The 24897-nt window shown below is 55.8% G+C and carries 23 protein-coding genes; all 23 read right to left on the bottom strand.

Going from position 1 to position 24897, the window contains the following annotated elements; translation table 11 throughout:
- Window positions 1-2: 2 nt before the first annotated feature.
- A complete protein-coding gene (locus J3D54_RS08260) occupies window positions 3-1463 on the bottom strand; it encodes an ATP-binding protein (protein WP_253417461.1) in 1461 nt (486 codons plus the stop codon).
- The gene (locus J3D54_RS08255; RefSeq protein WP_253417460.1) at window positions 1460-3628 is read right to left on the bottom strand and encodes a Mu transposase C-terminal domain-containing protein; all 2169 of its coding nucleotides are present in this window, start codon (window positions 3626-3628) and stop codon (window positions 1460-1462) included. The genes J3D54_RS08260 and J3D54_RS08255 overlap by 4 nt, the downstream gene beginning before the upstream one ends.
- A complete protein-coding gene (locus J3D54_RS08250; RefSeq protein WP_253417459.1) occupies window positions 3625-4479 on the bottom strand; it encodes a TnsA endonuclease N-terminal domain-containing protein in 855 nt (284 codons plus the stop codon). The genes J3D54_RS08255 and J3D54_RS08250 overlap by 4 nt, the downstream gene beginning before the upstream one ends.
- A 281-nt stretch (window positions 4480-4760) precedes the next feature.
- Window positions 4761-6593, bottom strand: coding sequence for a glutamine--fructose-6-phosphate transaminase (isomerizing) (gene glmS / locus J3D54_RS08245; protein ID WP_253417458.1), 1833 nt, complete (start codon window positions 6591-6593; stop codon window positions 4761-4763).
- A 1-nt stretch (window position 6594) separates the two neighbouring features.
- A complete protein-coding gene (locus tag J3D54_RS08240) occupies window positions 6595-7371 on the bottom strand; it encodes a DeoR/GlpR family DNA-binding transcription regulator (RefSeq protein ID WP_253417457.1) in 777 nt (258 codons plus the stop codon).
- A 204-nt stretch (window positions 7372-7575) separates the two neighbouring features.
- The gene (glmU, locus tag J3D54_RS08235; protein ID WP_253417456.1) at window positions 7576-8943 is read right to left on the bottom strand and encodes a bifunctional UDP-N-acetylglucosamine diphosphorylase/glucosamine-1-phosphate N-acetyltransferase GlmU; all 1368 of its coding nucleotides are present in this window, start codon (window positions 8941-8943) and stop codon (window positions 7576-7578) included.
- A 116-nt stretch (window positions 8944-9059) separates the two neighbouring features.
- The gene (locus J3D54_RS08230; RefSeq protein ID WP_007934346.1) at window positions 9060-9485 is read right to left on the bottom strand and encodes a F0F1 ATP synthase subunit epsilon; all 426 of its coding nucleotides are present in this window, start codon (window positions 9483-9485) and stop codon (window positions 9060-9062) included.
- A gap of 45 nt (window positions 9486-9530) precedes the next feature.
- The gene (gene atpD, locus J3D54_RS08225; RefSeq protein ID WP_105342556.1) at window positions 9531-10910 is read right to left on the bottom strand and encodes a F0F1 ATP synthase subunit beta; all 1380 of its coding nucleotides are present in this window, start codon (window positions 10908-10910) and stop codon (window positions 9531-9533) included.
- A 27-nt stretch (window positions 10911-10937) separates the two neighbouring features.
- Complete coding sequence (gene atpG, locus J3D54_RS08220) at window positions 10938-11798, bottom strand: F0F1 ATP synthase subunit gamma (protein ID WP_007934344.1); 861 nt, start codon at window positions 11796-11798, stop codon at window positions 10938-10940.
- Window positions 11799-11848: 50 nt separating this feature from the next.
- Window positions 11849-13393: a F0F1 ATP synthase subunit alpha gene (gene atpA / locus J3D54_RS08215; protein ID WP_105342560.1), complete on the bottom strand. Its 1545-nt coding sequence runs from the start codon at window positions 13391-13393 to the stop codon at window positions 11849-11851.
- 21 nt (window positions 13394-13414) lie between these two features.
- Window positions 13415-13951 (bottom strand): F0F1 ATP synthase subunit delta, encoded by a 537-nt coding sequence (locus J3D54_RS08210; protein ID WP_253417455.1) that lies wholly within the window; start codon window positions 13949-13951, stop codon window positions 13415-13417.
- A 12-nt stretch (window positions 13952-13963) separates the two neighbouring features.
- Window positions 13964-14434: a F0F1 ATP synthase subunit B gene (locus tag J3D54_RS08205; RefSeq protein ID WP_007903028.1), complete on the bottom strand. Its 471-nt coding sequence runs from the start codon at window positions 14432-14434 to the stop codon at window positions 13964-13966.
- A 56-nt stretch (window positions 14435-14490) separates the two neighbouring features.
- Window positions 14491-14748: a F0F1 ATP synthase subunit C gene (gene atpE, locus J3D54_RS08200; RefSeq protein ID WP_002555987.1), complete on the bottom strand. Its 258-nt coding sequence runs from the start codon at window positions 14746-14748 to the stop codon at window positions 14491-14493.
- A gap of 133 nt (window positions 14749-14881) precedes the next feature.
- The gene (gene atpB / locus J3D54_RS08195) at window positions 14882-15751 is read right to left on the bottom strand and encodes a F0F1 ATP synthase subunit A (protein ID WP_253417454.1); all 870 of its coding nucleotides are present in this window, start codon (window positions 15749-15751) and stop codon (window positions 14882-14884) included.
- A gap of 16 nt (window positions 15752-15767) precedes the next feature.
- Window positions 15768-16175, bottom strand: a complete 408-nt coding sequence (locus tag J3D54_RS08190) for a F0F1 ATP synthase subunit I (RefSeq protein WP_007934335.1) — start codon at window positions 16173-16175, stop codon at window positions 15768-15770.
- A gap of 148 nt (window positions 16176-16323) precedes the next feature.
- Window positions 16324-17196 (bottom strand): ParB/RepB/Spo0J family partition protein, encoded by an 873-nt coding sequence (locus tag J3D54_RS08185; protein ID WP_253417453.1) that lies wholly within the window; start codon window positions 17194-17196, stop codon window positions 16324-16326.
- 9 nt (window positions 17197-17205) lie between these two features.
- Entirely contained in the window at window positions 17206-18003 is a 798-nt protein-coding gene (locus J3D54_RS08180) for a ParA family protein (RefSeq protein WP_007934331.1), read from the bottom strand.
- An 18-nt stretch (window positions 18004-18021) separates the two neighbouring features.
- Window positions 18022-18666, bottom strand: coding sequence for a 16S rRNA (guanine(527)-N(7))-methyltransferase RsmG (gene rsmG, locus J3D54_RS08175; RefSeq protein ID WP_253417452.1), 645 nt, complete (start codon window positions 18664-18666; stop codon window positions 18022-18024).
- The gene (gene mnmG, locus J3D54_RS08170; RefSeq protein ID WP_253417451.1) at window positions 18663-20561 is read right to left on the bottom strand and encodes a tRNA uridine-5-carboxymethylaminomethyl(34) synthesis enzyme MnmG; all 1899 of its coding nucleotides are present in this window, start codon (window positions 20559-20561) and stop codon (window positions 18663-18665) included. The genes rsmG and mnmG overlap by 4 nt, the downstream gene beginning before the upstream one ends.
- Before the next feature lie 550 nt (window positions 20562-21111).
- Entirely contained in the window at window positions 21112-22482 is a 1371-nt protein-coding gene (gene mnmE, locus J3D54_RS08165; protein ID WP_253417450.1) for a tRNA uridine-5-carboxymethylaminomethyl(34) synthesis GTPase MnmE, read from the bottom strand.
- A gap of 79 nt (window positions 22483-22561) precedes the next feature.
- The gene (gene yidC, locus J3D54_RS08160; protein WP_019651244.1) at window positions 22562-24247 is read right to left on the bottom strand and encodes a membrane protein insertase YidC; all 1686 of its coding nucleotides are present in this window, start codon (window positions 24245-24247) and stop codon (window positions 22562-22564) included.
- A 2-nt stretch (window positions 24248-24249) separates the two neighbouring features.
- A complete protein-coding gene (gene yidD / locus J3D54_RS08155) occupies window positions 24250-24495 on the bottom strand; it encodes a membrane protein insertion efficiency factor YidD (protein ID WP_003213574.1) in 246 nt (81 codons plus the stop codon).
- Entirely contained in the window at window positions 24488-24889 is a 402-nt protein-coding gene (gene rnpA / locus J3D54_RS08150; protein ID WP_253426535.1) for a ribonuclease P protein component, read from the bottom strand. Before rnpA ends, yidD begins: the two co-directional genes overlap by 8 nt.
- Window positions 24890-24897 lie beyond the last annotated feature (8 nt).

Genomic DNA, 24897 nt, shown 5'->3' with positions numbered 1-24897 from the left:
ACTCACTTTTTGCGATACGTCGGTGAAAACTCAAACAGATCGTTATTTATCCAACCTGCGGCCCTTAACGCTTCAAGTGGAGAATCGTGTTCGCTCAGCGCTTTAGCCTCAGAGAACTCTACAGCAACAGCAGCAGGTGCCTGGGGTTTATTCGTGGAGACTGCTGGAGTCAGGTTTATCGGATGTTCACGCGATACGACACTCCGAAGCAGGGCGAGGCGGTCTGCTCGAACCAGTCCATCGAACGCCATCATGTCGTTCAGTTGCTCTTCGATCGGCAGTAGGTCGTCGAACTGCCGCATCCGCTTTGGATCTCGGCTGCGCAGGGCTGACAGTGCTGGCTTCAGGATCTGCATCTTGGAGTTGCTCACCTTTGCAATTATCTCGGCAGTCAAACACTCCAAACCACTTTGAACCGCATAACGCTGACTCAACACCAACAGCTTGACCAGAAAATCTGTGACACCTTGGGTGTGCTCATACAACACATCGAAAATCTCACCAGTCAGTTCAGCCGTCTGCTTGCACCACTGATAACTCCAAAGGTTCTCGACCAGCGTCTTCCATTCGTCATCTTCTTTTTCGAAACGTTTGAACTCCAGCATGCCCACGCCGCAGCAACGACGGGCGTTGCGCATGACATCCGAAAACAAGCTGATCATCGAGTTTGTACCGATGAAGACGACAGGAATTCCGATGTTGTTAACCAGGTTGAGGAAGAAGTTCAGCATGCTCTCCTTGCCACCGGTTTTAGCCAGGTGGAGGTTCTGAAGCTCGTCGATTAACAACGCACCTATGAAAAATGTGCTGGCGACCTGCTCCATCTGCTGCAGCGCATCATTGATGTTCCGATGCCGGTGACGCTTGTGATAGTCCTTGTCCCCCAGGGCATTTCCAACGGCATAAAAGAACTGCTGGCAAAATCCCGACAAGGAACCATCTCGGGGGCAGTCGAGCTTAAGCCAAGTGATTTGGGTGTGGACGAATTGCTTACCCTCATAACGCTCATGACGAATCGTTTGTGGATAAAGGCTCAAGATGGCGTGCAGAGCTGTCGACTTACCAATGCCGCTTAGACCCACCACGCTGAAGGTCTCAGCGGTCGACTTGAAAGCGTCATGGTAACGCTGAGCTCCCGACAAGGAATGCAAATGCCTAACGGTATCAGGTGACGTGGGATTACGACCCACGTACCCCCGGCGGATGAGCAGTGAGAACATGGACTCTAAATCCAGGTGAAGCAAAAAGGGCTGCACCACTGTTCTCAAACGATCTATGCAGTGAATCCGGATGGCCCCATCCAGGGTGAGTTCTTCGGGATCCACTGGCTGAGGAAAATTCGAGATCAACTCCGCAGCTTCTGTATCCGTAAGGATCGGAGGCAATGCTTCGATCAGCGGGTTGCCAGCGTATTCAGGGATGGGCTGTTTGGTGTAGCTCGCAAAAATCTGGGCGCCTTTCATTTGGTCTGTCCTGGGCGGATTCTCTTGAGCATATCGATGATCTCCGCACTGCGTGGGCCGGCATACGACTCATGTGTATTGGGAGTTGATCCAGTCTCCCGATCAGTTGGCTGCGCCCGCACCCCATCAGGAACAGGAGCATTCTCGCGCTCCATAAATCGCTCCGCAGCCCGATTCTCGCGAATGTTTCCTACGGCTTCCGCTTTTGTGGCGGGTGCCGGTTCTTGCTTCTGCTCCGCAAGCGCATTGTTGATGATCTTACTGACCACGTCGGATAGATCCACACGGCTTTCCAACTCGGCGCGCCGGTGTGCAGGTGGTTTTTGTCGATAGGCTTCGATCAAATCATAGATTTCGTCCGAGCGATAACCGGCGTACTTAGTATCCGACTGGCGAAGATCACAACGGATGAACTGCTTACTATCATTGTGAATCCAGATATGATCAGAAGAATTCGGGTCGTACCAACACTCTACCGACCAGACCCCACGACTGCGGGCCTTGGCAAACCAGTTTTTCTCCACAGCCATTTCACAGACATAGTGCATTCCGCGGAACATCAGCCCACCTTTTTGAACGGTTGCCCGATCACGAGGCAACAGGTGGAGATATACCAGCTCGTCTGGCCGACTATTGGGCTCGATTAGTTCGTTTTCAGAAGCCCAGGTCCATATCCCGATAGGAGTAGGCTCAACACCATCATTCATCATCGCCTGGGTGAGCCGACCGGGCTGCCGATGATGCCGGTTGTAGTGGAGGACACACCTGATGATGATCTGAGTGAACTCTTTCAGGTTCAGCGTTGCGTCGAGCCGGTTATCTCGTTCGCCCCTCTCTTGCTCGCGCGCAGCCACTCCACCGGGGAGCCACCTGATCCCGGTGAGGTCATTCAAAATACCGAACCGGCTCTCCACCATCGGCTTCCAATCTGGTCGGAAAGGCGGTGCAGTCCCCATCTCGATGCCCAGACCTGTCGCAAGTCCCTCTGATGCCAGCGACAGCATCTCACCTCTGTCTGAGTAGATGTTGTACGGCAAGTGGTGGCAGTCCCAGTCCTCTGGGTCGATCTCGACATCATTCTGAGCACAGAACTCGACCTTGGAGGTAAAAGCATTGAACAGCGCTTGCCTGGCGCCATTCCAGCTAGGGCCCTCCAGTCCCACATAAAGGCCAACGATCATTCCGGAGAAACTATCGACTACGATGTAAAGTACCGGCCGACCTATCAGCATTCGCCTAGAGTAGCTATTTACCAAATAAATATCGGCAATAGTTGCATCGATTTCGAACTGATGACAAGGGCCACGAAGCCAATCGCGGACAGTACCAGACAGCGGACGACAGTCCTTAAGCCATTTTTTTAATCCTTTACGCCCACGCTCAGTCTCCACCTCATCGAAAAATTTCCTACCCCAATTATAGAACTGGTGATAGTTCGGTATTTCTGAGCTAGGTGACAGACGACAACCCTCACCCTCTTTCTTAGATATGTCCTTTACTGAATAGAACTTTTTCAGCATTTCGTCATAAGCGCTGACAATAGAGGGTTTTTTATCATTAACGTACAAAGAGTACCCCAGCCGGATACAACGTTTGTCAACAGCGTTAATAATCTTGGCAGGTTGGACGAGAACTCCTTGAAACCTCGGCCGCCTCCCCGGCGGCCTACTAGGATCATAGTTTCGTTCGGGAACCCCCACTGCTGCATAGTTATTCAGCAATGAGTTTCTCACCTGACCATAAACCCAATACCGGTAGAGCAGTCGATAAATAGTTTTGCGCTGAATTCCAAGCTCCGAAGCTCTGTTCGACACCAATCTCCCCAGTTCACCACGAACAAATAGTTGTCCTGGATAACTAGACTCAATCAGCGGGGCTATGACATCCCATTTTTCATCTCTGGCTTGCTTCGCTTTCTCGCTCAGATCGTCCTCAAGCACCATCATGAACTCTGGCGTAGTGATGGTTACTGGCTTGGTATCACCGGAACTCAGCGAGCAGCGAAAACCTTCTAGGCCAACAGCATAGGGCTGCCGAAAAGGTTCTGTTAGCCCAATGACAAACACCACATCATTTTTTTCATCGAGATGGATAGCCCTAACCATGGCGGTGATAACGGAGAGCTCTGTAACCGGTTCAAATACGCCATTAACGACAACTTTCATGACATATTCTCCTTCAAGGATACCTGACCGGCGGCTTGAACAACTTCAAACTCTGGCAGAGCATCAGTCAATAAGAGAGGGGCATTCAACAAATCAATCTTGACGACTTTATTCCAGACAAAATAAAAAAACATTCCTCTGGCGTCGGCATATGATATAGATAACTGAGAGGCAATTTTTCGCAGACACTCAGCCAAACTCCACGGATAGGGTCTGCTGTCCTCTAGGAGCTCGATGAATCTAGCATGCAAGGATGACTTCATTAAGTCCCTAGGTAGCTTCGAATATTTTCTGAGCATACCAAGATTCTTTATCAAATCCCGAGTGAAAAACTCTTCAGTAACGATATTCCAATCAACTCCTTGCTTTTGCCAAAAACGCTTTTCAACTTCAAGTTTTTCAAGCGTTCTCTTCGCCCCTTTACCGTCCAAATCCTTTTGATACTTAACCGTTCTAGCAACAGTTTTAAAACTTCCATCCGGCTCCCGAACGGTTAATAGAAAATCTGTTGTCATTACATACGGCACTTTGGTGCCTGGGTACGTCGGATAACGGACACCTATCGAAGCGGCAATAGTTTGCACATGCTCTAGAGGTAACAAAGGATATTGCTCACGAATATCCACAACGTCTTCAGAAAATTCGCAAACAAGGTGATAAGACCTCTCAAGATCTGACAGAAGGTGATGTATCCGATCAACCTTCACTCCTGGGATCTTGTGCGAACGCCCCCTTGACGGAACATCCTGCACTCTTAGCCAAGGCACGTAGCTCGCTCCGGCGCCTGCGCCAAATCCATTTGCAATGTGCCGTTCAATGTCCTGCTGTGATGCAAACCTGCGACCTCGCAACCCCCGCCTCCTCAGCTCGTGCGAACCGCTTCATTTCACGCTGGAAATAGTTGTAGGAAAAGATGCTCGGCCTAGCAGTCATCTCGAAGGCATTCCTAGGCTACTACAGCTGAAAATCGAAGCGATGAATCCAGACCGAAGGATCGATCCAGAAAAGTAAAACCCCCGTAAATACGGGGGTTTAGACCTCGTGTCAATCTATGTTGGCTTGTGTCAATCTCTATTATTTTGTGTCAATCTTTATTTTAAAAAACCAATTGTTTCGATCACCTGTGGATAACTTATTCCACCGTCACAGACTTCGCCAGGTTGCGCGGCTGATCAACGTCAGTGCCTTTCAACACCGCCACGTAGTACGACAACAACTGCAACGGAATCGTGTAGAGAATCGGCGACAGGATGTCGTGGATGTGTGGCATCTGCACGACATGAGTGCCTTCGCCATTGGTCATGCCGGCCTGTTCGTCGGCAAAGACGATCAGTTCACCGCCGCGGGCGCGGACTTCCTGGAGGTTGGACTTCAGCTTCTCCAGCAACTCGTTGTTCGGTGCCACGGTGACCACCGGCATGTCGTTATCCACAAGCGCCAGCGGGCCATGTTTCAGCTCGCCCGCCGGGTAGGCTTCGGCGTGGATGTAGGAGATTTCCTTGAGCTTGAGCGCCCCTTCCATCGCCACCGGGAATTGCGCACCGCGACCGAGGAACAGTGTGTGGTTCTTCTCGGCGAACAACTCGGCGATTTTTTCCACGGTGCTGTCCATGGCCAGGGCTTCGCCCAGGCGGGTCGGCAGGCGACGCAGTTCTTCGACCAGTGTGGCTTCAACCCCTGCGCCCAACGTACCGCGAACCTGACCCAGGGCCAGGGTCAGCAACAGCAGGCCCACCAATTGAGTGGTGAAGGCTTTGGTCGAGGCCACGCCGATTTCGCGACCGGCCTGGGTCAGCAGCGTCAGGTCCGATTCACGCACCAGAGAGCTGATGCCGACGTTGCAGATTGCCAGGCTGGAAAGGAAGCCCAGTTCCTTGGCGTTGCGCAGCGCGGCCAGGGTGTCAGCAGTTTCACCCGACTGAGAGATGCTCACGAACAGGGTGTTCGGCTGCACGACTACTTTGCGGTAGCGGAATTCGCTGGCGACTTCGACCTGGCACGGAATGCCGGCCAGTTCTTCGAGCCAGTAACGGGCGACCATACCGGCGTGATAGCTGGTGCCACAGGCGACAATCTGTACATTTCGCACCTTGGCGAACAGCTCGGCCGCTTGTGGACCAAATGCCTGGACCAGCACCTGATTCTGACTCAGGCGACCTTCAAGGGTGCGTTGCACCACGGCCGGTTGCTCATGAATTTCCTTGAGCATGTAATGCCGGAATTCACCTTTGTCAGCGGCTTCAGCACCGTCACGGTACTGGACGCTTTCACGCTCCACGAGCGCGCCGTTGATGTCCCAGATCTGCACGCTGTCGCGGCGAATTTCGGCGATGTCGCCTTCTTCCAGGTACATGAAGCGGTCAGTGACCTGGCGCAGGGCGAGTTGGTCGGAGGCGAGAAAGTTTTCACCCAGGCCCAGACCGATCACCAATGGGCTGCCGCTGCGGGCTGCTACCAAGCGATCCGGTTGCCGAGCACTGATCACCGCCAGACCGTAAGCGCCGTGCAGCTCTTTGACGGTCGCTTTCAGGGCCAGGGTCAGGTCGGGCTGCTCTTTGAGTTTTTCGTTGAGCAGATGGGCGATGACTTCAGTGTCCGTGTCCGAGGTGAACACGTGGCCCAGGGCCTTGAGTTGCTCGCGCAGGGCTTCATGGTTCTCGATGATGCCGTTGTGCACCACCGCCAGATCGCCCGAAAAGTGCGGGTGAGCGTTGCGTTCGCACGGCGCACCATGGGTCGCCCAGCGGGTGTGGGCAATACCCAGGCGACCGACCAGAGGCTCTTCGATCAGCGCCTGTTCCAGTTCGCTGACCTTGCCCGGACGACGCAGGCGCAAGAGTTTTTCATCGTTGGTGTACACCGCCACGCCGGCGCTGTCATAACCACGGTATTCCAGACGCTTGAGGCCTTCGAGCAGGATGGCGGTAATGTTCCGTTCTGCGACTGCACCAACAATTCCACACATGCTAGTTCTCCTGACTGACAGCGGCGCAAATCACATTGATGCCGCGGGCCTGAATCTGATCGCGGGCCTCAAGCGGCAGGCGATCATCGGTAATAAGGGTATGGACGCTGCTCCAAGGCAGCTCCAGATTGGGAATCTTGCGGCCGATCTTGTCGGCCTCGACCATCACGATCACTTCGCGGGCAACCTCGGCCATGACACGGCTCAGGCCCAGCAATTCATTGAAAGTGGTGGTCCCGCGCACCAGATCGATGCCATCGGCACCGATAAATAACTGATCGAAGTCATATGAGCGTAGTACCTGCTCTGCCACCTGCCCCTGGAAAGACTCGGAATGCGGGTCCCAGGTACCACCGGTCATCAACAGCACCGGCTCATGCTCGAGTTCGCTCAAGGCATTGGCGACATGCAGGGAGTTGGTCATCACCACCAGGCCCGGTTGCTGGCCGAGTTCCGGGATCATCGCGGCGGTGGTACTGCCGCTGTCGATAATGATGCGCGCATGCTCGCGAATCCGCGTGACCGCGGCTCGGGCAATGGCCTGCTTGTATTTGGAAACCGGCTGGCCAATGTCGGCAACCAGCTCCTGAGGCATGGTGACCGCCCCGCCATAACGACGCAGCAACAGACCGTTGCTTTCAAGCGCTGCCAGGTCCTTGCGAATCGTAACTTCCGAAGTTTCGAAACGCTTGGCCAATTCATCCACACTGACTTCCCCCTGCTCATTGAGCAAGGCGAGAATGTTGTGGCGACGTTGGGGTGTATTGCGTTTCGACATGGCTTGGTAAGTTTCGATTCGAAAGATAACGTAAGCAATCAAAACCTATCAGCGAAACTTCGTCAAGCGGGATATGAAAAAAAAGATCTGTGGATAAAAGCTTCGCGGACAAGCCTCGCTCCTACGGGATATCACCGTCCGTAGGAGCGAGGCTTGCCCGCGAAAGCAATCTCATAGACGCCGCATCATGCGGCTGTGGATAACTTAACGCTTCTTGATCTTCTCCGGCCGCTTCCAGCCGTCGATGTTCTTCTGCCGAGCCCGGCCCACGGCCAACTGAGCGTTATCCACATTCTGAGTAATGGTCGAACCGGCCGCCGTGGTCGCACCCGATGAGATATCCACAGGCGCCACCAGCGAATTGTTGGAGCCGATAAACACATCTTCACCCAGCACGGTTTTCCACTTGTTCGCACCATCGTAGTTACAGGTGATGGTACCCGCGCCGATGTTGGTACGCGCCCCGACCTCCGCATCACCCAGATACGTCAAGTGACCGGCCTTGGCGCCTTCACCCATATGAGCGTTCTTCAGTTCAACGAAGTTACCCACATGCGCGCGAGCTTCCAGCACCGTGCCGGGACGCAAACGAGCGAACGGGCCGGCATCGCTGCCTTCGCCGAGAATCGCGCCTTCGATATGGCTGTTGGCCTTGATCACCACGCCTTTGCGCAGGGTGCTGTCCTTGATCACGCAGTTCGGACCGATCACCACGTCGTCCTCGATGACCACTTTGCCTTCCAGGATCACGTTGATGTCGATCAGCACATCGCGGCCGACGATGACTTCGCCGCGTACATCGAAGCGGGCCGGGTCGCGCAGGGTCACGCCCTGAGCCATCAAACGACGAGCGGCGCGCAGCTGATAGTGACGCTCCAGCTCGGCCAGTTGTTTGCGATCATTGGCGCCCTGCACTTCCATGGCGTCATGGGGTTGTTCGGTGGCCACTACCAGACCATCGCTGACCGCCATGGCGATCACGTCTGTCAGGTAGTACTCGCCCTGGGCATTGTTGTTGGAAAGGCGGCTCAGCCAATCGCCCAAACGCTGGGAAGGCACCGCCAGAATGCCGGTATTGCCTTCGGTGATCGCACGCTCAGCCGCGTTGGCATCTTTCTGCTCGACGATGGCAGTCACGTTACCGGCGGCATCACGGACAATGCGGCCGTAGCCAGTCGGGTCATCCAGCTCGACCGTCAGCAGGCCCAATCGCTTTGGTGCAGCTTGCTTGAGCAGACGTTGCAGGGTTTCGACTTCGATCAACGGTACGTCACCGTAGAGAATCAGCACGGTGTCGGACTCGATGAACGGCACAGCCTGGGCTACCGCATGACCGGTACCCAGTTGTTGGTCCTGCAGGACGAAATTCAGGTCATCGGCGGCCAGACGCTCGCGAACCGCTTCGGCACCATGGCCGATCACCACGTGGATGCGCTGTGGATCAAGTTGCCGGGCGCTGTGGATAACATGGCCAAGCATTGAGTTACCGGCAATCGGATGGAGGACTTTCGGCAAGGCCGAACGCATGCGAGTGCCTTGCCCGGCAGCGAGAATAACAATTTCAAGGGACATGACTGGCTACCAATCCTGGGTGGTCAGCAACTGCGACCAGGTGATGAAAATCGGAAAAGAAAAAAGGGTAGCCGAGGCTACCCTTTTTAATAATCGCACAACAAGTCGATGGCCGATTAGTGGCCGAACTTCTTGCGGATCTGCTGGACGGTGCGCAGCTGAGCTGCAGCCTCGGCCAGACGTGCGGCAGCAGAACCGTAATCGAATTCCGCGCCTCGCTCATGCAAGGCTTTCTCGGCAGCCTTAACGGCTTCCAAAGCTGCGGCTTCGTCCAGGTCGGCAGCGCGCTGCACGGTGTCGGCGAGAACCTTGACCATGTTCGGCTGAACCTCGAGGAAACCACCGGAGATGTAATACACCTCCTCTTCCCCGCCCTGCTTGATCAGGCGGATCGGGCCCGGCTTGAGATTGGTGATCAGCGGCGCGTGACCCAGGGCGATACCAAGATCACCCAGAGCACCGTGTGCAACCACCATCTCGACCAGGCCGGAGAAGATTTCCCCTTCCGCGCTGACGATATCGCAATGGACTGTCATAGCCATCTGATTGCCTCAACCTAAATTAGCGCCCGTTGCCGGGCGCCGGGATTACAGTTTCTTGGCTTTCTCGATCGCTTCTTCGATGCCGCCGACCATGTAGAACGCTTGTTCTGGCAGGTGGTCGTAGTCACCGTTGAGGATGCCTTTGAAGCCAGCAATGGTGTCTTTCAGGGAAACGTATTTACCCGAAGCACCGGTGAAGACTTCAGCCACGAAGAACGGCTGCGACAGGAAGCGCTGGATCTTACGAGCACGGTTTACCAACTGTTTGTCGGCTTCCGACAGCTCGTCCATACCCAGGATCGCAATGATGTCCTTCAGTTCTTTGTAACGTTGCAGAACATACTGAACGCCGCGAGCGGTGTCGTAGTGGTCCTGACCGATCACGTTCGGGTCCAGCTGACGCGAAGTCGAGTCCAGTGGGTCTACCGCCGGGTAGATACCCAGGGAAGCGATGTCACGGGACAGAACGACGGTGGCGTCCAAGTGGGCGAAGGTGGTCGCTGGCGACGGGTCAGTCAAGTCGTCCGCCGGTACGTATACCGCCTGGATCGAGGTGATCGAACCGTTTTTGGTCGAAGTGATACGCTCTTGCAGAGTACCCATCTCTTCGGCCAGGGTCGGCTGGTAACCTACTGCCGAAGGCATACGGCCCAGCAGTGCGGATACTTCAGTACCGGCCAGGGTGTAACGATAGATGTTGTCGACGAACAGCAGAACGTCGTTACCTTCGTCACGGAACTTCTCGGCCATGGTCAGGCCAGTCAGTGCTACGCGCAGACGGTTTCCCGGCGGCTCGTTCATCTGACCGTAAACCAGTGCCACTTTGTCCAGAACGTTGGAATCCTTCATCTCGTGGTAGAAGTCGTTACCCTCACGAGTACGCTCACCCACACCGGCGAACACGGAATAACCGCTGTGCTCGATGGCGATGTTACGGATCAGTTCCATCATGTTTACGGTTTTGCCTACACCGGCACCACCGAACAGACCGACTTTACCGCCCTTGGCGAACGGGCAAACCAGGTCGATAACCTTGATGCCGGTTTCCAGCAGGTCGTTGCCGCCTGCCTGTTCCGCGAAGGTTGGCGCAGGACGGTGAATGCCCCAGCGCTCTTCGGTGTCGATCGGGCCAGCTTCGTCGATCGGGTTACCCAGAACGTCCATGATCCGGCCCAGAGTCGCTTTACCGACCGGTACGGAGATGGCTGCGCCGGAGTCGGTGACTTCCAGACCGCGCTTCAAGCCCTCGGTGGAACCCATCGCAATGGTACGAACCACGCCGTCGCCCAGCTGTTGCTGAACTTCCAGAGTGGTTTCGGCCGCGCTTTGTACTTTCAGCGCGTTGTAGATGCTCGGTACGCTGTCGCGTGGAAATTCCACGTCGATAACGGCGCCGATGATTTGAACGATACGTCCGCTACTCATAGCTGGATCCTCTGAATATTTGAACCGTTAAACCGCGGCAGCGCCGCCGACGATTTCCGAGATCTCTTGGGTGATCGCAGCCTGACGCGCCTTGTTGTAGACCAGCTGCAAATCGCTGATCAAATCACCGGCGTTGTCGGTAGCGTTCTTCATCGCGATCATCCGCGCAGCTTGTTCAGCCGCGTTGTTCTCGACCACCGCCTGGTAGACCTGCGACTCCACGTAACGGACCATCAAGCCGTCAAGCAGCTCTTTGGCGTCCGGTTCGTACAGATAATCCCAGTGGTGCTTGAGTTCCTGATCCGGGGTTGCCACCAGTGGAATCAACTGCTCCACGGTAGGCTGTTGTGTCATGGTGTTGATGAACTTGTTGGACACCACGGACAGGCGGTCAATACGGCCGTCCAGGTAGGCATCCAGCATCACCTTGACGCTGCCGATCAAGTCATTGATCGACGGCTCTTCACCCAGGTGGCTGATAGCTGCAACGACGTTACCGCCGAAGTTGCGGAAGAAAGCCGCACCCTTGCTACCAACGACACACAGATCGATCTCGACGCCGTTTTCGCGGTTTACCGCCATGTCCTTGACCAGAGCCTTGAACAGGTTGGTGTTCAAGCCACCACACAGACCACGGTCACTGCTCACCACGACGTAACCGACGCGCTTTACTTCACGGTCGATCATGAACGGGTGGCGATATTCCGGGTTGGCGTTGGCCAGATGGCCAATAACCTGGCGGATGCGCTCCGCGTAAGGACGGCTAGCAGCCATGCGCATTTGTGCCTTGCGCATTTTGCTGACCGCCACTTTTTCCATGGCGCTGGTAATCTTTTGCGTGCTTTTGATGCTCGCAATCTTACTGCGAATCTCTTTTGCGCCTGCCATGTAACACCTATCAGGTTAGCAAGCGGGAGCCTTGCGGCTCCCGCTGCGGCTTACCAGGTTTGGGTGGCCTTGAACTTCTCGATACCGGCTTTCATGCCAGCGTCGATTTCGTCATTGAAGTCACCCTTCACGTTGATCTTCGCCATCAAATCGGCGTGATCGCGGTTGAAGAAAGCAATCAGCGCTTGTTCAAAGCTGCCGATCTTGGCGATTTCGACGTCAGTCAGGAACCCACGCTCAGCGGCATACAGCGACAGCGCCATGTCAGCGATCGACATTGGTGCGTATTGCTTCTGCTTCATCAGCTCGGTAACGCGCTGACCATGCTCAAGTTGCTTACGGGTCGCTTCGTCCAGGTCAGAAGCGAACTGGGCGAATGCCGCCAGTTCACGGTACTGAGCCAGAGCGGTACGGATACCACCGGACAGCTTCTTGATGATCTTGGTCTGAGCGGCACCACCCACACGGGATACCGAAACACCGGCGTTCACAGCAGGACGGATCCCGGAGTTGAACATGGCCGATTCCAGGAAGATCTGACCGTCGGTGATGGAAATCACGTTGGTCGGAACGAACGCGGAAACGTCGCCAGCCTGGGTTTCGATGATCGGCAGTGCGGTCAGGGAACCGGTTTTGCCAGTCACTGCGCCGTTGGTGAACTTCTCTACGTACTCTTCCGAAACGCGGGATGCGCGCTCCAGCAGACGGGAGTGGAGATAGAACACGTCGCCTGGGTAAGCTTCACGGCCCGGTGGACGGCGCAGCAGCAGGGAAATCTGGCGGTAAGCCACTGCTTGCTTGGACAGATCGTCATAAACGATCAGCGCGTCTTCACCGCGGTCGCGGAAGTATTCGCCCATGGTGCAACCGGAGTACGGTGCCAGGAATTGCAGTGCTGCAGATTCCGAAGCGCTCGCAGCCACGACGATGGTGTTAGCCAGTGCGCCGTTTTCTTCCAGCTTGCGAACCACGTTGGCGATGGTCGATTGCTTCTGACCGATCGCTACGTAGACGCAGAAAATGCCGCTGTCTTTCTGGTTGATGATCGCGTCGATCGCCAGAGCGGTTTTACCGATCTGACGGTCACCGATGATCAGCTCACGCTGGCCACGGCCGACAGGGATCATGGCATCGACAGCCTTGTAGCCAGTCTGTACAGGCTGGTCTACCGACTTACGCCAGATCACGCCAGGAGCAACTTTCTCGACCGCGTCGGTCTCGGTGTTGTTCAGCGGACCTTTGCCGTCAACTGGGTTACCCAGTGCGTCGACAACGCGACCCAGCAGTTCCTTACCCACCGGAACTTCGAGGATGCGGCCGGTGCACTTGGCGCTCATGCCTTCGGCCAGAGTCTGGTAGGAGCCCAATACAACGGCACCTACAGAGTCTTGCTCGAGGTTGAGAGCCATACCGAAGACGCCGCCCGGAAACTCGATCATCTCGCCGTACATAACGTCGGCCAGACCGTGAATCCGCACGATACCGTCAGATACGCTGACGACTGTGCCTTCGTTACGGGCTTGGGAGGTCACATCGAGCTTGTCGATGCGGCCCTTGATAATTTCACTTATTTCGGAAGGATTGAGTTGCTGCATTGCTCTGCTGCCCCTTCAAACTCAAGATTTCAATGCTTCGGCAAGGCTTGCGAGTTTCCCGCGAACCGAGCCATCGATAACCAGGTCGCCGGCGCGAATGACAATGCCCCCAATGAGGGATTTGTCTTCCGCAACTTGCAGGCGCACTTCCCGGTCGAGTCGTGCACTGAGAACCTTGGCGAGTTTGTCTTGCTGTTCTTGGTTCAATGCAAAAGCACTGGTGACTTCAACGTCTACCGACTTCTCTTGTTCGGCCTTGTACAGGTCGAACAGAGCGGCGATCTCCGGCAACAGCGGGAGACGGTCGTTTTCGGCAACGACGTTAATGAAGTTCTGTGCCTTGGCATCAAACTTGTCGCCGCACACGTCAATAAACGTGGCGGCCTTGTCTGCGCTCGTCAGTCGCGGGGCCTTGAGCACGCGCTGCATGGTGTCGTCTTGCGACACTGCTGCAGCCAGGCCGAGCATGGCTGACCAAGAGGCCAGTTGCTGGTGGGCCTGGGCGTGCTCGAAGGCTGCCTTAGCGTAAGGTCGGGCCAACGTGGTCAATTCTGCCATGATCGCCCTCGCTTAAATTTCAGCAGCCAGTTTGTTTACCAGCTCCGCGTGCGCGTTTTGATCGATTGTGGCACCCAGGATCTTCTCGGCGCCGCCGACAGCCAGTGCACCCAGTTGGGCACGCAGCGCGTCTTTGACACTGTTCAGTTCCTGCTCGATCTCGGCCTGAGCCTGAACCTTCACACGGTCAGCGTCGATACGGGCTTTTTCAACAGCCTCTTCAACGATCTGGTTACCGCGTTTCTTGGCTTGCTCAATGATTTCGGCTGCCTGAGCTTTCGCTTCGCGCAGTTGTTGACCCGCTTTATCTTGGGCCAACTCCAGGTCGCGAGCTGCTCGGGCGGCAGCGTCCAGTCCATCCGCGATCTTCTTCTGACGTTCGTGCAAAGCCGCGATGACCGGAGGCCATACGAACTTCATGCAAAAAAGTACAAAAATTAAGAACGCAACGGACTGGCCAATCAGGGTTGCATTAATGTTCACGCCAACACCTCGCTCGTTCGTTGCACAACACACCAATCACTCGACGATTCGAGTGATTAGCCAGCGAGTTGACCAACGAATGGGTTCGCGAAGGTGAAGAACAGAGCGATACCAACACCGATCATGGTTACGGCGTCGAGCAGACCGGCAACGATGAACATTTTAACTTGCAGCATTGGAACCATTTCCGGCTGACGCGCAGCGCCTTCCAGGAATTTGCCACCCAACAGGCCGAAACCAATTGCGGTACCCAGTGCGCCCAGGCCGATCAACAGTGCAACAGCGATAGCGGTTAGACCAACTACAGTTTCCATCTTTCCTCCCGACTTTTACGTCGTATGGTTTAGGTTTTTTAGATTTTAAAGCGGTAAAACAAATCGTTTCATAGCCCGTTTAGGGCACCCACCCGTTTGACCGGGCGGGACATCAGACCAGTCGAGACGGGTCTTAATGGTTCTCTTCGTGCGCCATCGACAGGTAAACGATGGTCAGCATCATGAAGATAAACGCCTGCAGGGTGATGATCAGGATGTGGAACACAGCCCACGCCCACTGCAGAACTACGCCCAGGCCGCTCAGCCAGAGCAGACCGCTGCCGAACATCACAGCGATCAGAATAAACACCAGCTCACCGGCATACATGTTGCCGAACAGACGCAGAGCCAGGGAGATCGGCTTGGCGATCAGGGTCACGAATTCCAGCAGGAAGTTCACCGGAATCAGCAGCGCCTGAACGAGGATGTTCTTGCTGCCGAACGGGTGCAGGGTCAGTTCGCCGATAAAGCCGCCGAGGCCCTTGATCTTGATGCTGTAGAAGATGATCAGTGCGAAAACCGAGAACGCCATGCCCAGGGTCGCGTTCGGGTCGGTGGTCGACACGGCACGGAACGGGATGTGGTGGTCGCCGGAGATCAGGATGGCCAGCTGAGGAATCCAGTCGACCGGTACCAGGTCGATGGCGTTCATCAGGAAGACCCAGACGAAGATGGTCAGTGCCAGCGGTGCGACCACCGGGCTACGGCCATGGAAGCTGTCTTTCACGCTGCCATCGACGAATTCGACCAATACTTCAACGAAGTTCTGCAAAGCACCAGGTACACCTGTAGTCGCCTTCTTTGCCGCCATGCGGAAAAGAAGAACGAAGATCAGACCCAACGCGACCGACCAGCCGAGGGTATCGACGTGGAAAGCCCAGAAGCCCATTTCCTTGGCTTCTGCTGCGGTGTGGGCAAAGCCCCAGCCGCCGTTGGGTAGCTGACCGAAGGTCAGGTTCTGCAAGTGGTGCTGGATATAGCCCGAAGCGGTTGTTTCTGCCATGGTTGCCTCAAACGCCCTAAGGTCTCGAAAGTCTTGTTCTCATAAGCAGGGGAGCGAACCAGCTGACCAGTTGGGTCAGCACGAAGACGCCGAATACTGCTAACGGCGCCAATGGCTTCACACCTGCAAACGTCAATGCAAACAGCACTGCCGTCAAAATCAGTTTGCCCGCCTCGCCGGCATAAAAAGACCGGACGATGGCTTGAGCCGCTCGGGCGCCGGAAAACCGAAATGCCCTGTGAGCGAAATAAATATTGGGAAGCAAGGCTATCAGGCCTCCGCAAAGTCCTGAGTACCCGGCAACGACTCCATACCATCGCCAGAGCGCCAAAGCGGCAATCAGCAAAACGACAAGTTGAGCCATTAACACCGGAAAAACAGCCAATCGATGGAAAGGCAAGCGGTCTGGCGTGCGGTTTTCCATCACTTTTGCTCCCCAATGGTCGGCTGCCATAGTTCAATAACTTGGCATAATTTGTGCCGACAAAATGCGCGCAGAGTATAGGGGCGGTTCTGCCCCTATTCAACTGTCAGGTAGTGATTTCCGACTTCACGCTACAAGAGGAATTGTTTCAGCGGATGTGTGCGAGCACACCTTGAAGTTCATCAAGAGAGTTGTAGCCGATCACCAACTGCCCCTTACCCTTCTTTCCGTGGCGGATCTGCACCGCAGAGCCTAGGCGCTCGGCCAGGCGCTGCTCGAGCCGGGCGATATCCGGGTCCGGTTTTGCCGGTTCCACAGGCTCCGGTTTGCCACCCAACCACTGGCGAACCAGTGCTTCAGTCTGGCGCACAGTCAGCCCCCGTGCGACAACATGTCGCGCCCCTTCAACCTGTTGATTTTCCGGTAAACCCAGCAAGGCGCGGGCATGACCCATTTCCAGGTCGCCGTGAGACAGCATGGTCTTGATGACTTCCGGCAACGAAATCAGGCGCAACAGGTTGGCCACGGTGACGCGGGACTTACCCACAGCCTCGGCCACTTGTTGCTGAGTCAGCTGGAATTCCTGCTGCAAACGCTGCAAGGCCACCGCTTCTTCGATCGGATTGAGGTCTTCGCGCTGGATATTCTCGATCAGCGCCATGGCGATGGCGGTTTCATCCGGCACATCGCGAACCATCGCCGGGATGGTTTCCTGGCCAGCCTGCTGGCTGGCGCGCCAGCGGCGTTCGCCGGCGATAATTTCGAAACGGCCACTGCCGATCGGGCGAACCACGATCGGCTGCATCACGCCCTGGGCCTTGATCGACTGCGCCAGCTCTTCCAGCGCCTGAGGATCCATGTCCCGACGCGGCTGGTACTTGCCACGCTGGATCAGGTCCAGGGGCAGGTGCTGCAGCTCACGCTGGTCGGCTTGCACCGCTTGTTCTTCCAGCGAGCTGACAGTCGGACCACTCAGCAGTGCATCCAGTCCACGTCCGAGACCTCGTTTCTTGACGGCCATGGGGATTCCTTAAGTTGCCTGGGCAGCGGCGGTGCGTGAATTTTTGCGTTGACGGCGAACCATCTCGCCGGCCAATGCCAGATAGGCAATCGCGCCGCGCGATGATTTATCGTACGCCAGCGCCGGCATGCCATAGCTTGGCGCTTCGGCCAGACGGATGTTGCGCGGAATCACGGTGTCGTAGAGCTGATCACCGAAGTGTTCCTTGAGCTGTGCCGAGACGTCGTTCATCAGGCTCAGGCGCGGGTCGTACATAGTCCGCAACAGGCCTTCGACTTTCAGGTTCGGGTTCAGCAGTTCGGCAATGCGCTTGATGTTATCCACAAGGTCGCTCAACCCTTCGAGTGCGAAGTACTCGCACTGCATGGGGATAATGACCCCGTCAGCGGCAACCAGCGCATTGAGCGTGAGCATCGACAGCGATGGCGGGCAGTCGATCAAAATGTAATCGTAGTTTTCACGGATCGGCGCCAACGCACTGCGCAGGCGGCTTTCCTTCATCTGCATTTCCAGCAGAACGACTTCGGCCGCGGTCAGATCGCGGTTGGCCGGCAACAACTGGTAACCACCGTGTTCGGAATAGTGCATGGCCTGGGCCAGATCGCATTCACCGATCAGCAGATCGTAGACCGAGTTTTCCAGGCCGTGTTTATCCACACCGCTACCCATGGTGGCGTTGCCCTGTGGATCAAGATCGATCAACAGCACCCGACGCTTGGTAGCGACCAGGGAAGCTGCGAGGTTGATGCAGGTGGTGGTCTTGCCCACACCACCCTTTTGGTTCGCTATCGCGAATACCTTAGCCATTCTTGCTTGTGTTCCCAATCATGCCGTGCGGCGCAGTATCAGCAGATGGCGTTGGCCTTGGCAACCGGGTACGGCCAGGGCGTGTTCGCTATCGAGGTGGAAGTCTGCCGGCAATGCTACCAGCTCATCGGCGGGATGAACGCCCTTCATTGCCAGCCAGCGTGTATCGGCGTCGCCCAAATGGCGAGTCCAGTTGCTGAAGTTCTCCATGCTGCTGAACGCCCGGGAAATGATCCCGTTGAATGGCAGTTCAGGTTGGAAGGCTTCGACGCGACTGTGGATAACTTGCAGGTTATCCAGTTTGAGTTCGAGTTTGACCTGGGTCAGGAAGCGGGTTTTCTTGCCATTGCTATCCAGACAGGTCACCAGGGACTCTGGAAAAAGAATCGCCAACGGAATACCCGGCATGCCGCCGCCGCTGCCAACGTCCAGCCAGCGACCATTTTCGACGAATGACATCACGCTCAAGCTATCGAGCAGGTGACGGGAGACCATTTCGTCCGGATCGCGCACGGCGGTCAGGTTGTAAGCCTTGTTCCATTTGATCAACAAGGCCAGATAACCCAGCAGCTGAGCGTGCTGGGCTTCCGTCAGTGTGACACCGAGCTGGCGAGCACCTGTGGATAACTCTTCTGCATGTTGCGAGGTAACCAACGAACTCAAGCGCTTTGCTCCAACTGACGGCCCGCGCCGCGTTTTTTCAAATGAATCATCAACAGCGAAATCGCTGCCGGGGTAACGCCCGGAATACGCGACGCATGGCCCAAAGTCTCTGGACGGGTCGCACCTAGCTTGCTCTGGATCTCTTTGGAGAGACCTGAAATGTTCGTGTAATCGATATCCACAGGCAGTTTGGTGTCTTCACTGGCCCGCAGGCGTGCGATTTCATCCTGTTGACGATCGATGTAACCGGCGTACTTGGTCTTGATTTCGACCTGCTCGGCGACCTGAGGATCGTCTGCCCCCCCACCGGTTATGGCGATCAGACCAGCGTAGTCGATTTCCGGACGGCTCAGCAGATTGAGCAAATTGTATTCATGGGTCAGCGGCGTGCCGAACTTCTCGGCAATCGCATCGCCCTGCTCGGTGCCCGGGCGAACCCAGGTACTTTTCAGGCGTTGTTCTTCCAGATCGATGCTTTCGCGTTTTTTGCAGAAGGCCGCCCAACGCACATCATCCACCAGACCCAGTTCGCGACCTTTTTCGGTCAGGCGCAGGTCGGCGTTGTCTTCGCGCAGAATCAAGCGGTATTCGGCACGGGATGTGAACATCCGATACGGTTCCTGGGTACCGAGAGTAATCAGGTCGTCAACCAAAACGCCGATGTACGCTTCGTCGCGACGCGGGCACCAGGCGTCTTTGCCCTGGGCTCGCAGTGCAGCGTTGGCTCCGGCCAGCAAACCCTGGGCGCCGGCTTCTTCGTAACCGGTGGTGCCGTTGATTTGCCCGGCGAAGAACAGACCACCGATCACTTTGGTTTCCAGGCTGTACTTCAGGTCACGCGGGTCGAAATAGTCGTACTCGATGGCGTAGCCCGGACGCACGATGTGCGCGTTTTCCATGCCACGGATCGATTGCACAATCTGCAATTGCACGTCGAACGGCAAGGATGTGGATATCCCGTTCGGGTACAGCTCGTGAGTGGTCAACCCTTCCGGTTCGATGAAGACCTGGTGGCTTTCCTTGTCGGCAAAGCGGTGGATCTTGTCTTCGATCGATGGGCAATAACGTGGGCCAATGCCTTCAATCAACCCAGCATCGGAATACATTGGCGAACGGTCGAGGTTGGCGGCAATGATTTCGTGGGTCCGGGCGTTGGTGTGGGTAATCCAGCAGCTGACCTGTTTCGGATGCTGCTCTTTGGAGCCCATGAACGACATCACCGGAATCGGTGTATCCCCTGCTTGTTCGGTCATGACCGAGAAATCCACAGAGCGACCGTCAATACGCGGCGGTGTACCGGTTTTCAGGCGACCGACACGCAATGGCAATTCACGCAGACGATGTGCCAAGGCAATCGACGGCGGATCACCGGCGCGACCGCCGGAATAATTCTGCATGCCAATGTGGATAAGTCCGCCGAGGAAGGTCCCGGTGGTCAACACCACGGAATCGGCGAAGAACCGCAGGCCCATTTGGGTGACAACACCGCGCACCTGTTCCTGTTCGACGATCAGGTCATCGGCTGCCTGTTGAAATATCCACAGGTTCGGCTGGTTTTCCAAAGTTTCGCGGACAGCTGCCTTGTATAGAACCCGATCTGCCTGGGCGCGAGTGGCGCGCACGGCTGGGCCTTTGCGGCTGTTCAATACGCGAAATTGAATACCACCTTTATCGGTAGCCATGGCCATCGCGCCGCCCAGGGCATCGATTTCCTTGACCAGATGGCTTTTGCCGATCCCACCAATGGCGGGGTTGCAGCTCATGGCACCGAGGGTTTCCACGTTATGCGTCAGCAACAGGGTTTTTGCCCCCATACGTGCTGATGCAAGTGCTGCCTCGGTACCGGCATGACCGCCGCCGATGACGATCACTTCAAAACGGGAAGGGAAATCCACCACGCACCTCGTGCCTGCTTTAGTCAGGTAATCCGGAATAGTTTGAGCTCAGGTTCTTGGACCTGGTCGGCAAGTATAGGGACTTCGCCCTTCCTAAAGAACCCTTTGCACAAAATTTAACCAGCTGTGGAGAAGTCGGGGTTATAGAAATTAAAAAGAGAGAAATTTATTAAATCTTTGTTTTTATGTTTATTTCTACTGACCCACCTTTCTGTGGATAGATTCATACAGGCCTTTATTTTCAATGTGTACAGAGATTCAAAACCCTGTGGTCATGTGCCGAGGAGGCCCTTGGATAACCGGTGTAAGCCTGTGGATGAAAGGGGTGGTTATCCACAGAGGCGGTTATCTTCAGTTTTGAGGCCTTGTTATCAACTGCCCTTAGCGGCAGTTATTCACAGGGCTTAATCCACAGAAAACGGCTTACCGAGCAAATCCCGGGCACGGAAAATCCGCCCGAACAGAAAAATCTGCTCGAGAGCGGAGGGCTATTTCAGAAGAAGAGGGGCAGACAGGCCAGAACGGCCTGTCTGTGGGTAACGCAGAAGGACTATTTACCGATACAGAAGCTGGAAAAGATCCTGCCCAGCAGATCATCGGAGCTGAATGCGCCGGTGATTTCGCCCAAAGACTGCTGGGCTTGCCGCAAATCTTCGGCCAGCAGTTCACCAGCACCCGCTAACGTCAGCTGCGCGCGGCCGTGTTCGAGGGACGCACTCGCATGACGCAGTGCCTCCAGGTGACGCCTGCGAGCACTGAAGCTGCTTTCAGAGGTCTGCTCGTAACCCATGCAGGACTTGAGATGCTCGCGCAGCAACTCGAGGCCTTCGCCGGCGGACCTGGCACTGAGGCTGATCGTGACGTGGCCGTCGTCACTGACTTCCAGGGCAATCGCTTCGCCCGTAAGGTCTGCCTTGTTACGAATCAGCGTCACTTTTGCCGGATCCGGGCGGGTTTCGAGGAACTCCGGCCATAAGGCAAATGGATCAAGGGCCTCGGGAGCGGTGGCATCGACCACCAGCAATACCCGATCTGCTTCGCCGATGGCTTTCAATGCCCGTTCGACGCCGATTTTCTCCACCTGATCATCGGTATTGCGCAGCCCGGCAGTGTCGACCACATGCAACGGCATGCCATCGATGTGGATATGTTCGCGAAGAATGTCCCGGGTTGTGCCGGCAATCTCCGTCACTATCGCGGCTTCGCGTCCGGCCAAGGCATTCAGAAGGCTGGACTTACCGGCATTCGGCCGACCGGCAATGACCACCGTCATGCCATCACGCAGCAAGGCGCCCTGCCCGGCTTCACGAAGCACTGTGGATAATTCGTCGCGCACTTTATCCAGCATGCTCAGCACGTGGCCATCGGCGAGGAAGTCGATTTCTTCTTCAGGGAAGTCGATGGCCGCTTCGACGTAAATGCGCAGGCCTATCAGTTGCTCGGTCAGGTTATGCACACGCTGGGAAAACGCACCTTGCAACGAACGCAGGGCATTTCGTGCTGCCTGTGCAGAACTCGCCTCGATCAGGTCGGCAATGGCTTCGGCCTGAGCCAGGTCAAGCTTGTCATTGAGGAAGGCGCGTTCGCTGAATTCACCCGGTCGGGCCAGACGGCAGCCCAATTCCAGGCAACGTTTGAGCAACATATCCAGGACGATTGGTCCGCCGTGGCCCTGCAGCTCCAGCACATCTTCGCCGGTGAACGAATTCGGTCCGGGGAAATACAGCGCGATGCCTTCGTCCAGCACCTCTTCGTTTTCACTGAGGAACGGGCCGTAATGGGCGAACCGCGGTTTCAGTTCGCGGCCGCTGATGGCTTTGGCCGCCACACTCGCCAGCGGCCCGGAAATACGGACGATGCCCACACCGCCGCGACCTTGAGCGGTAGCAACGGCAGCGATGGTTTCACGAGGAACGCTCATAAACCGGTATCCAAACAAAAGTGACAGATAGCAAAACGCCCCACTAGGGGGCGTTTTGAGTGGTTATCCACAGTGTAAATCAGGCAGCTGCTTTGGTAGCCGCTTCGATCTTACGAGTGATGTACCACTGTTGGGCGATCGACAGGCAGTTGTTCACTACCCAGTACAGTACCAGACCGGCCGGGAACCACAGGAAGAAGAAGGTGAAGATGATTGGCATCAGCTTCATCACCTTGGCCTGCATCGGATCCGGAGGCGTCGGGTTCAACTGCTGCTGGATGAACATGGTTGCGCCCATGATGATCGGCAGAATGAAGAACGGATCCTTGATCGACAGGTCAGTAATCCACAGCATGAATGGCGCCTGGCGCATTTCCACGCTTTCCAGCAGAACCCAGTACAGCGAAAGGAAAACCGGCATCTGCACCAGGATTGGCAAGCAGCCACCCAGTGGGTTGATCTTCTCTTTCTTGTACAGCTCCATCATGGCTTGCGACATTTTCTGCCGGTCTTCGCCATGTTGCTCTTTCAGCGCGGCCAGTTTCGGTGCCACTGCACGCATGCGTGCCATGGATTTGTAGCTGGCGGCCGACAGCGGGAAGAAAATCCCCTTGATCAGCATGGTCAGGAAGATGATCGAGAAGCCCCAGTTACCAACCAGTGCGTGGATATGTTGCAGCAACCAGAAGATTGGCTGGGCAATGAACCACAGAATGCCGTAGTCGACGGTCAGTTCCAGGCCTGGGGACAACTGTTTCAGCACGGCCTGGCTTTTTGGACCCGCGTACAGAACGGCGCTGGTTTCAACCTTGGCACCTGGCGCAGCGGTCAGAGAAGGACCGGTGTAGCCAATGATGTAGTTGCCTTTGCTGTCTTTACGAGTCTGGACGACGTTGTTTTCGCCCTTGGCCGGAATCCACGCGGTCACGAAGTAGTGCTGCAACCAGGCAACCCAGCCACCGCTGACGGTTTCTTTCAGCTGAGCCTTGTCCATGTCCTTCATCGACACTTTCTTGTACGGCTCGTTACTTGTCCACAGGGCGGCGCCCAGGTAAGTCGCGGTGCCGGTGGCAGTGCTGGAAGAAGGATCGGAACTGGCATCACGCTTCAGTTGCGCGAACATTGCACCGGACCAGGGTTGAGCGCTCTGGTTGTCGATCAGGTAGGAAACGGTTACGTCATACAGGCCACGTTTCAGGGTGAAACGCTTGATGTAGTTGACGCCGTCCTTGCTGAACTTAAGGTCCACGACCAATTGGTCCTGACCGTCGGCCAGTTGATAAGTCTTCTTCTCGGAGGAGTAAACCGGACGACCGGCAGGACTCGCGTCCGGACCGTTGGTGCCGATCAGGCCGCTCTGAGCCAGATAAGTCCGCTCGTTGCCGTTATCGAACAGCTGGAATGGAATTTCCGGATGGTCCTGACGACGTGGATACAGCGGCAGCGTTAACTGGGCAACATCACCACCTTGTGGATCGATAGCCAGGTTGAGCACATCCGTTTTGATCTGGATGAGGTCTTTGCTTGCAGCCACTGGCGTTTCAGCAGGTGCAGTTGCACTGGTATCGCTTGCGGCGCGCGGGATGTCGTCACTGGCGGAAGCATTATTGCCAGTCGCCGTATCCGGTAGGCCCGGTGCGGTAGTACTGGAAGCAACATTCTGAGTCGGCAGGGCAGCCTGGCCATAGTCCTGGTTCCATTTAAGAACCATAACGTAGGACACGATTGCCAGGGCGACGATCAGGATCGTGCGTTTGATATCCATGATTACTCGGCCATCGAAGAAGAACGGGAGGTAGGGATAGGTGGAACCGGGTCATAACCACCGGGATTCCACGGATGACAGCGACCTAAACGACGAAAGGTCAGCCAGCCACCGCGCAGAAGGCCATGATTTTCTATGGCTTCTAACGCGTAGCAGGAACAACTGGGGTAGAAACGACAGTGATTGGCCATCAGGGGACTAATGGCATAGCGATAAAACTGGATCGGAACGAGTGCCAGTTTACGCATCGGGACTGTCTACCCCTACAGTTTCGGCTTTGACTGCTGGTACCGGCTTGTTGCGTGCCAGACGCTTCCAGAGTTTGCCGAAATGCTGAATCAATTCGGGGTTTTCTACGTCACCCAAACCTTTGCGCGCGACGATAACAATGTCCCAACCGACCAGTGAATCCTGGTTCAGGCGAAACGATTCACGCATCAGACGTTTGAGGCGATTGCGCTCGACGGAGAGCTTTACGCTCTTTTTCCCGATAACCAGCCCGAGACGGGGGTGATCAAGATCGTTATTGCGCGCAAGGAGCAGGAGATTTTTCCCCGGAACCTTGCCGGTAGGGGAGTCAAAGACTGCCTTGAAATGCCGGGGAGTAAGCAGACGCTTATCCCGACTGAAGTCCTGACTCACCTCCAGTG

It is taken from the genome of Pseudomonas sp. GGS8 (assembly GCF_024168645.1).
Classification (GTDB): Bacteria; Pseudomonadota; Gammaproteobacteria; order Pseudomonadales; family Pseudomonadaceae; genus Aquipseudomonas.
This window is presented reverse-complemented; position numbering and strand designations above follow the sequence as displayed.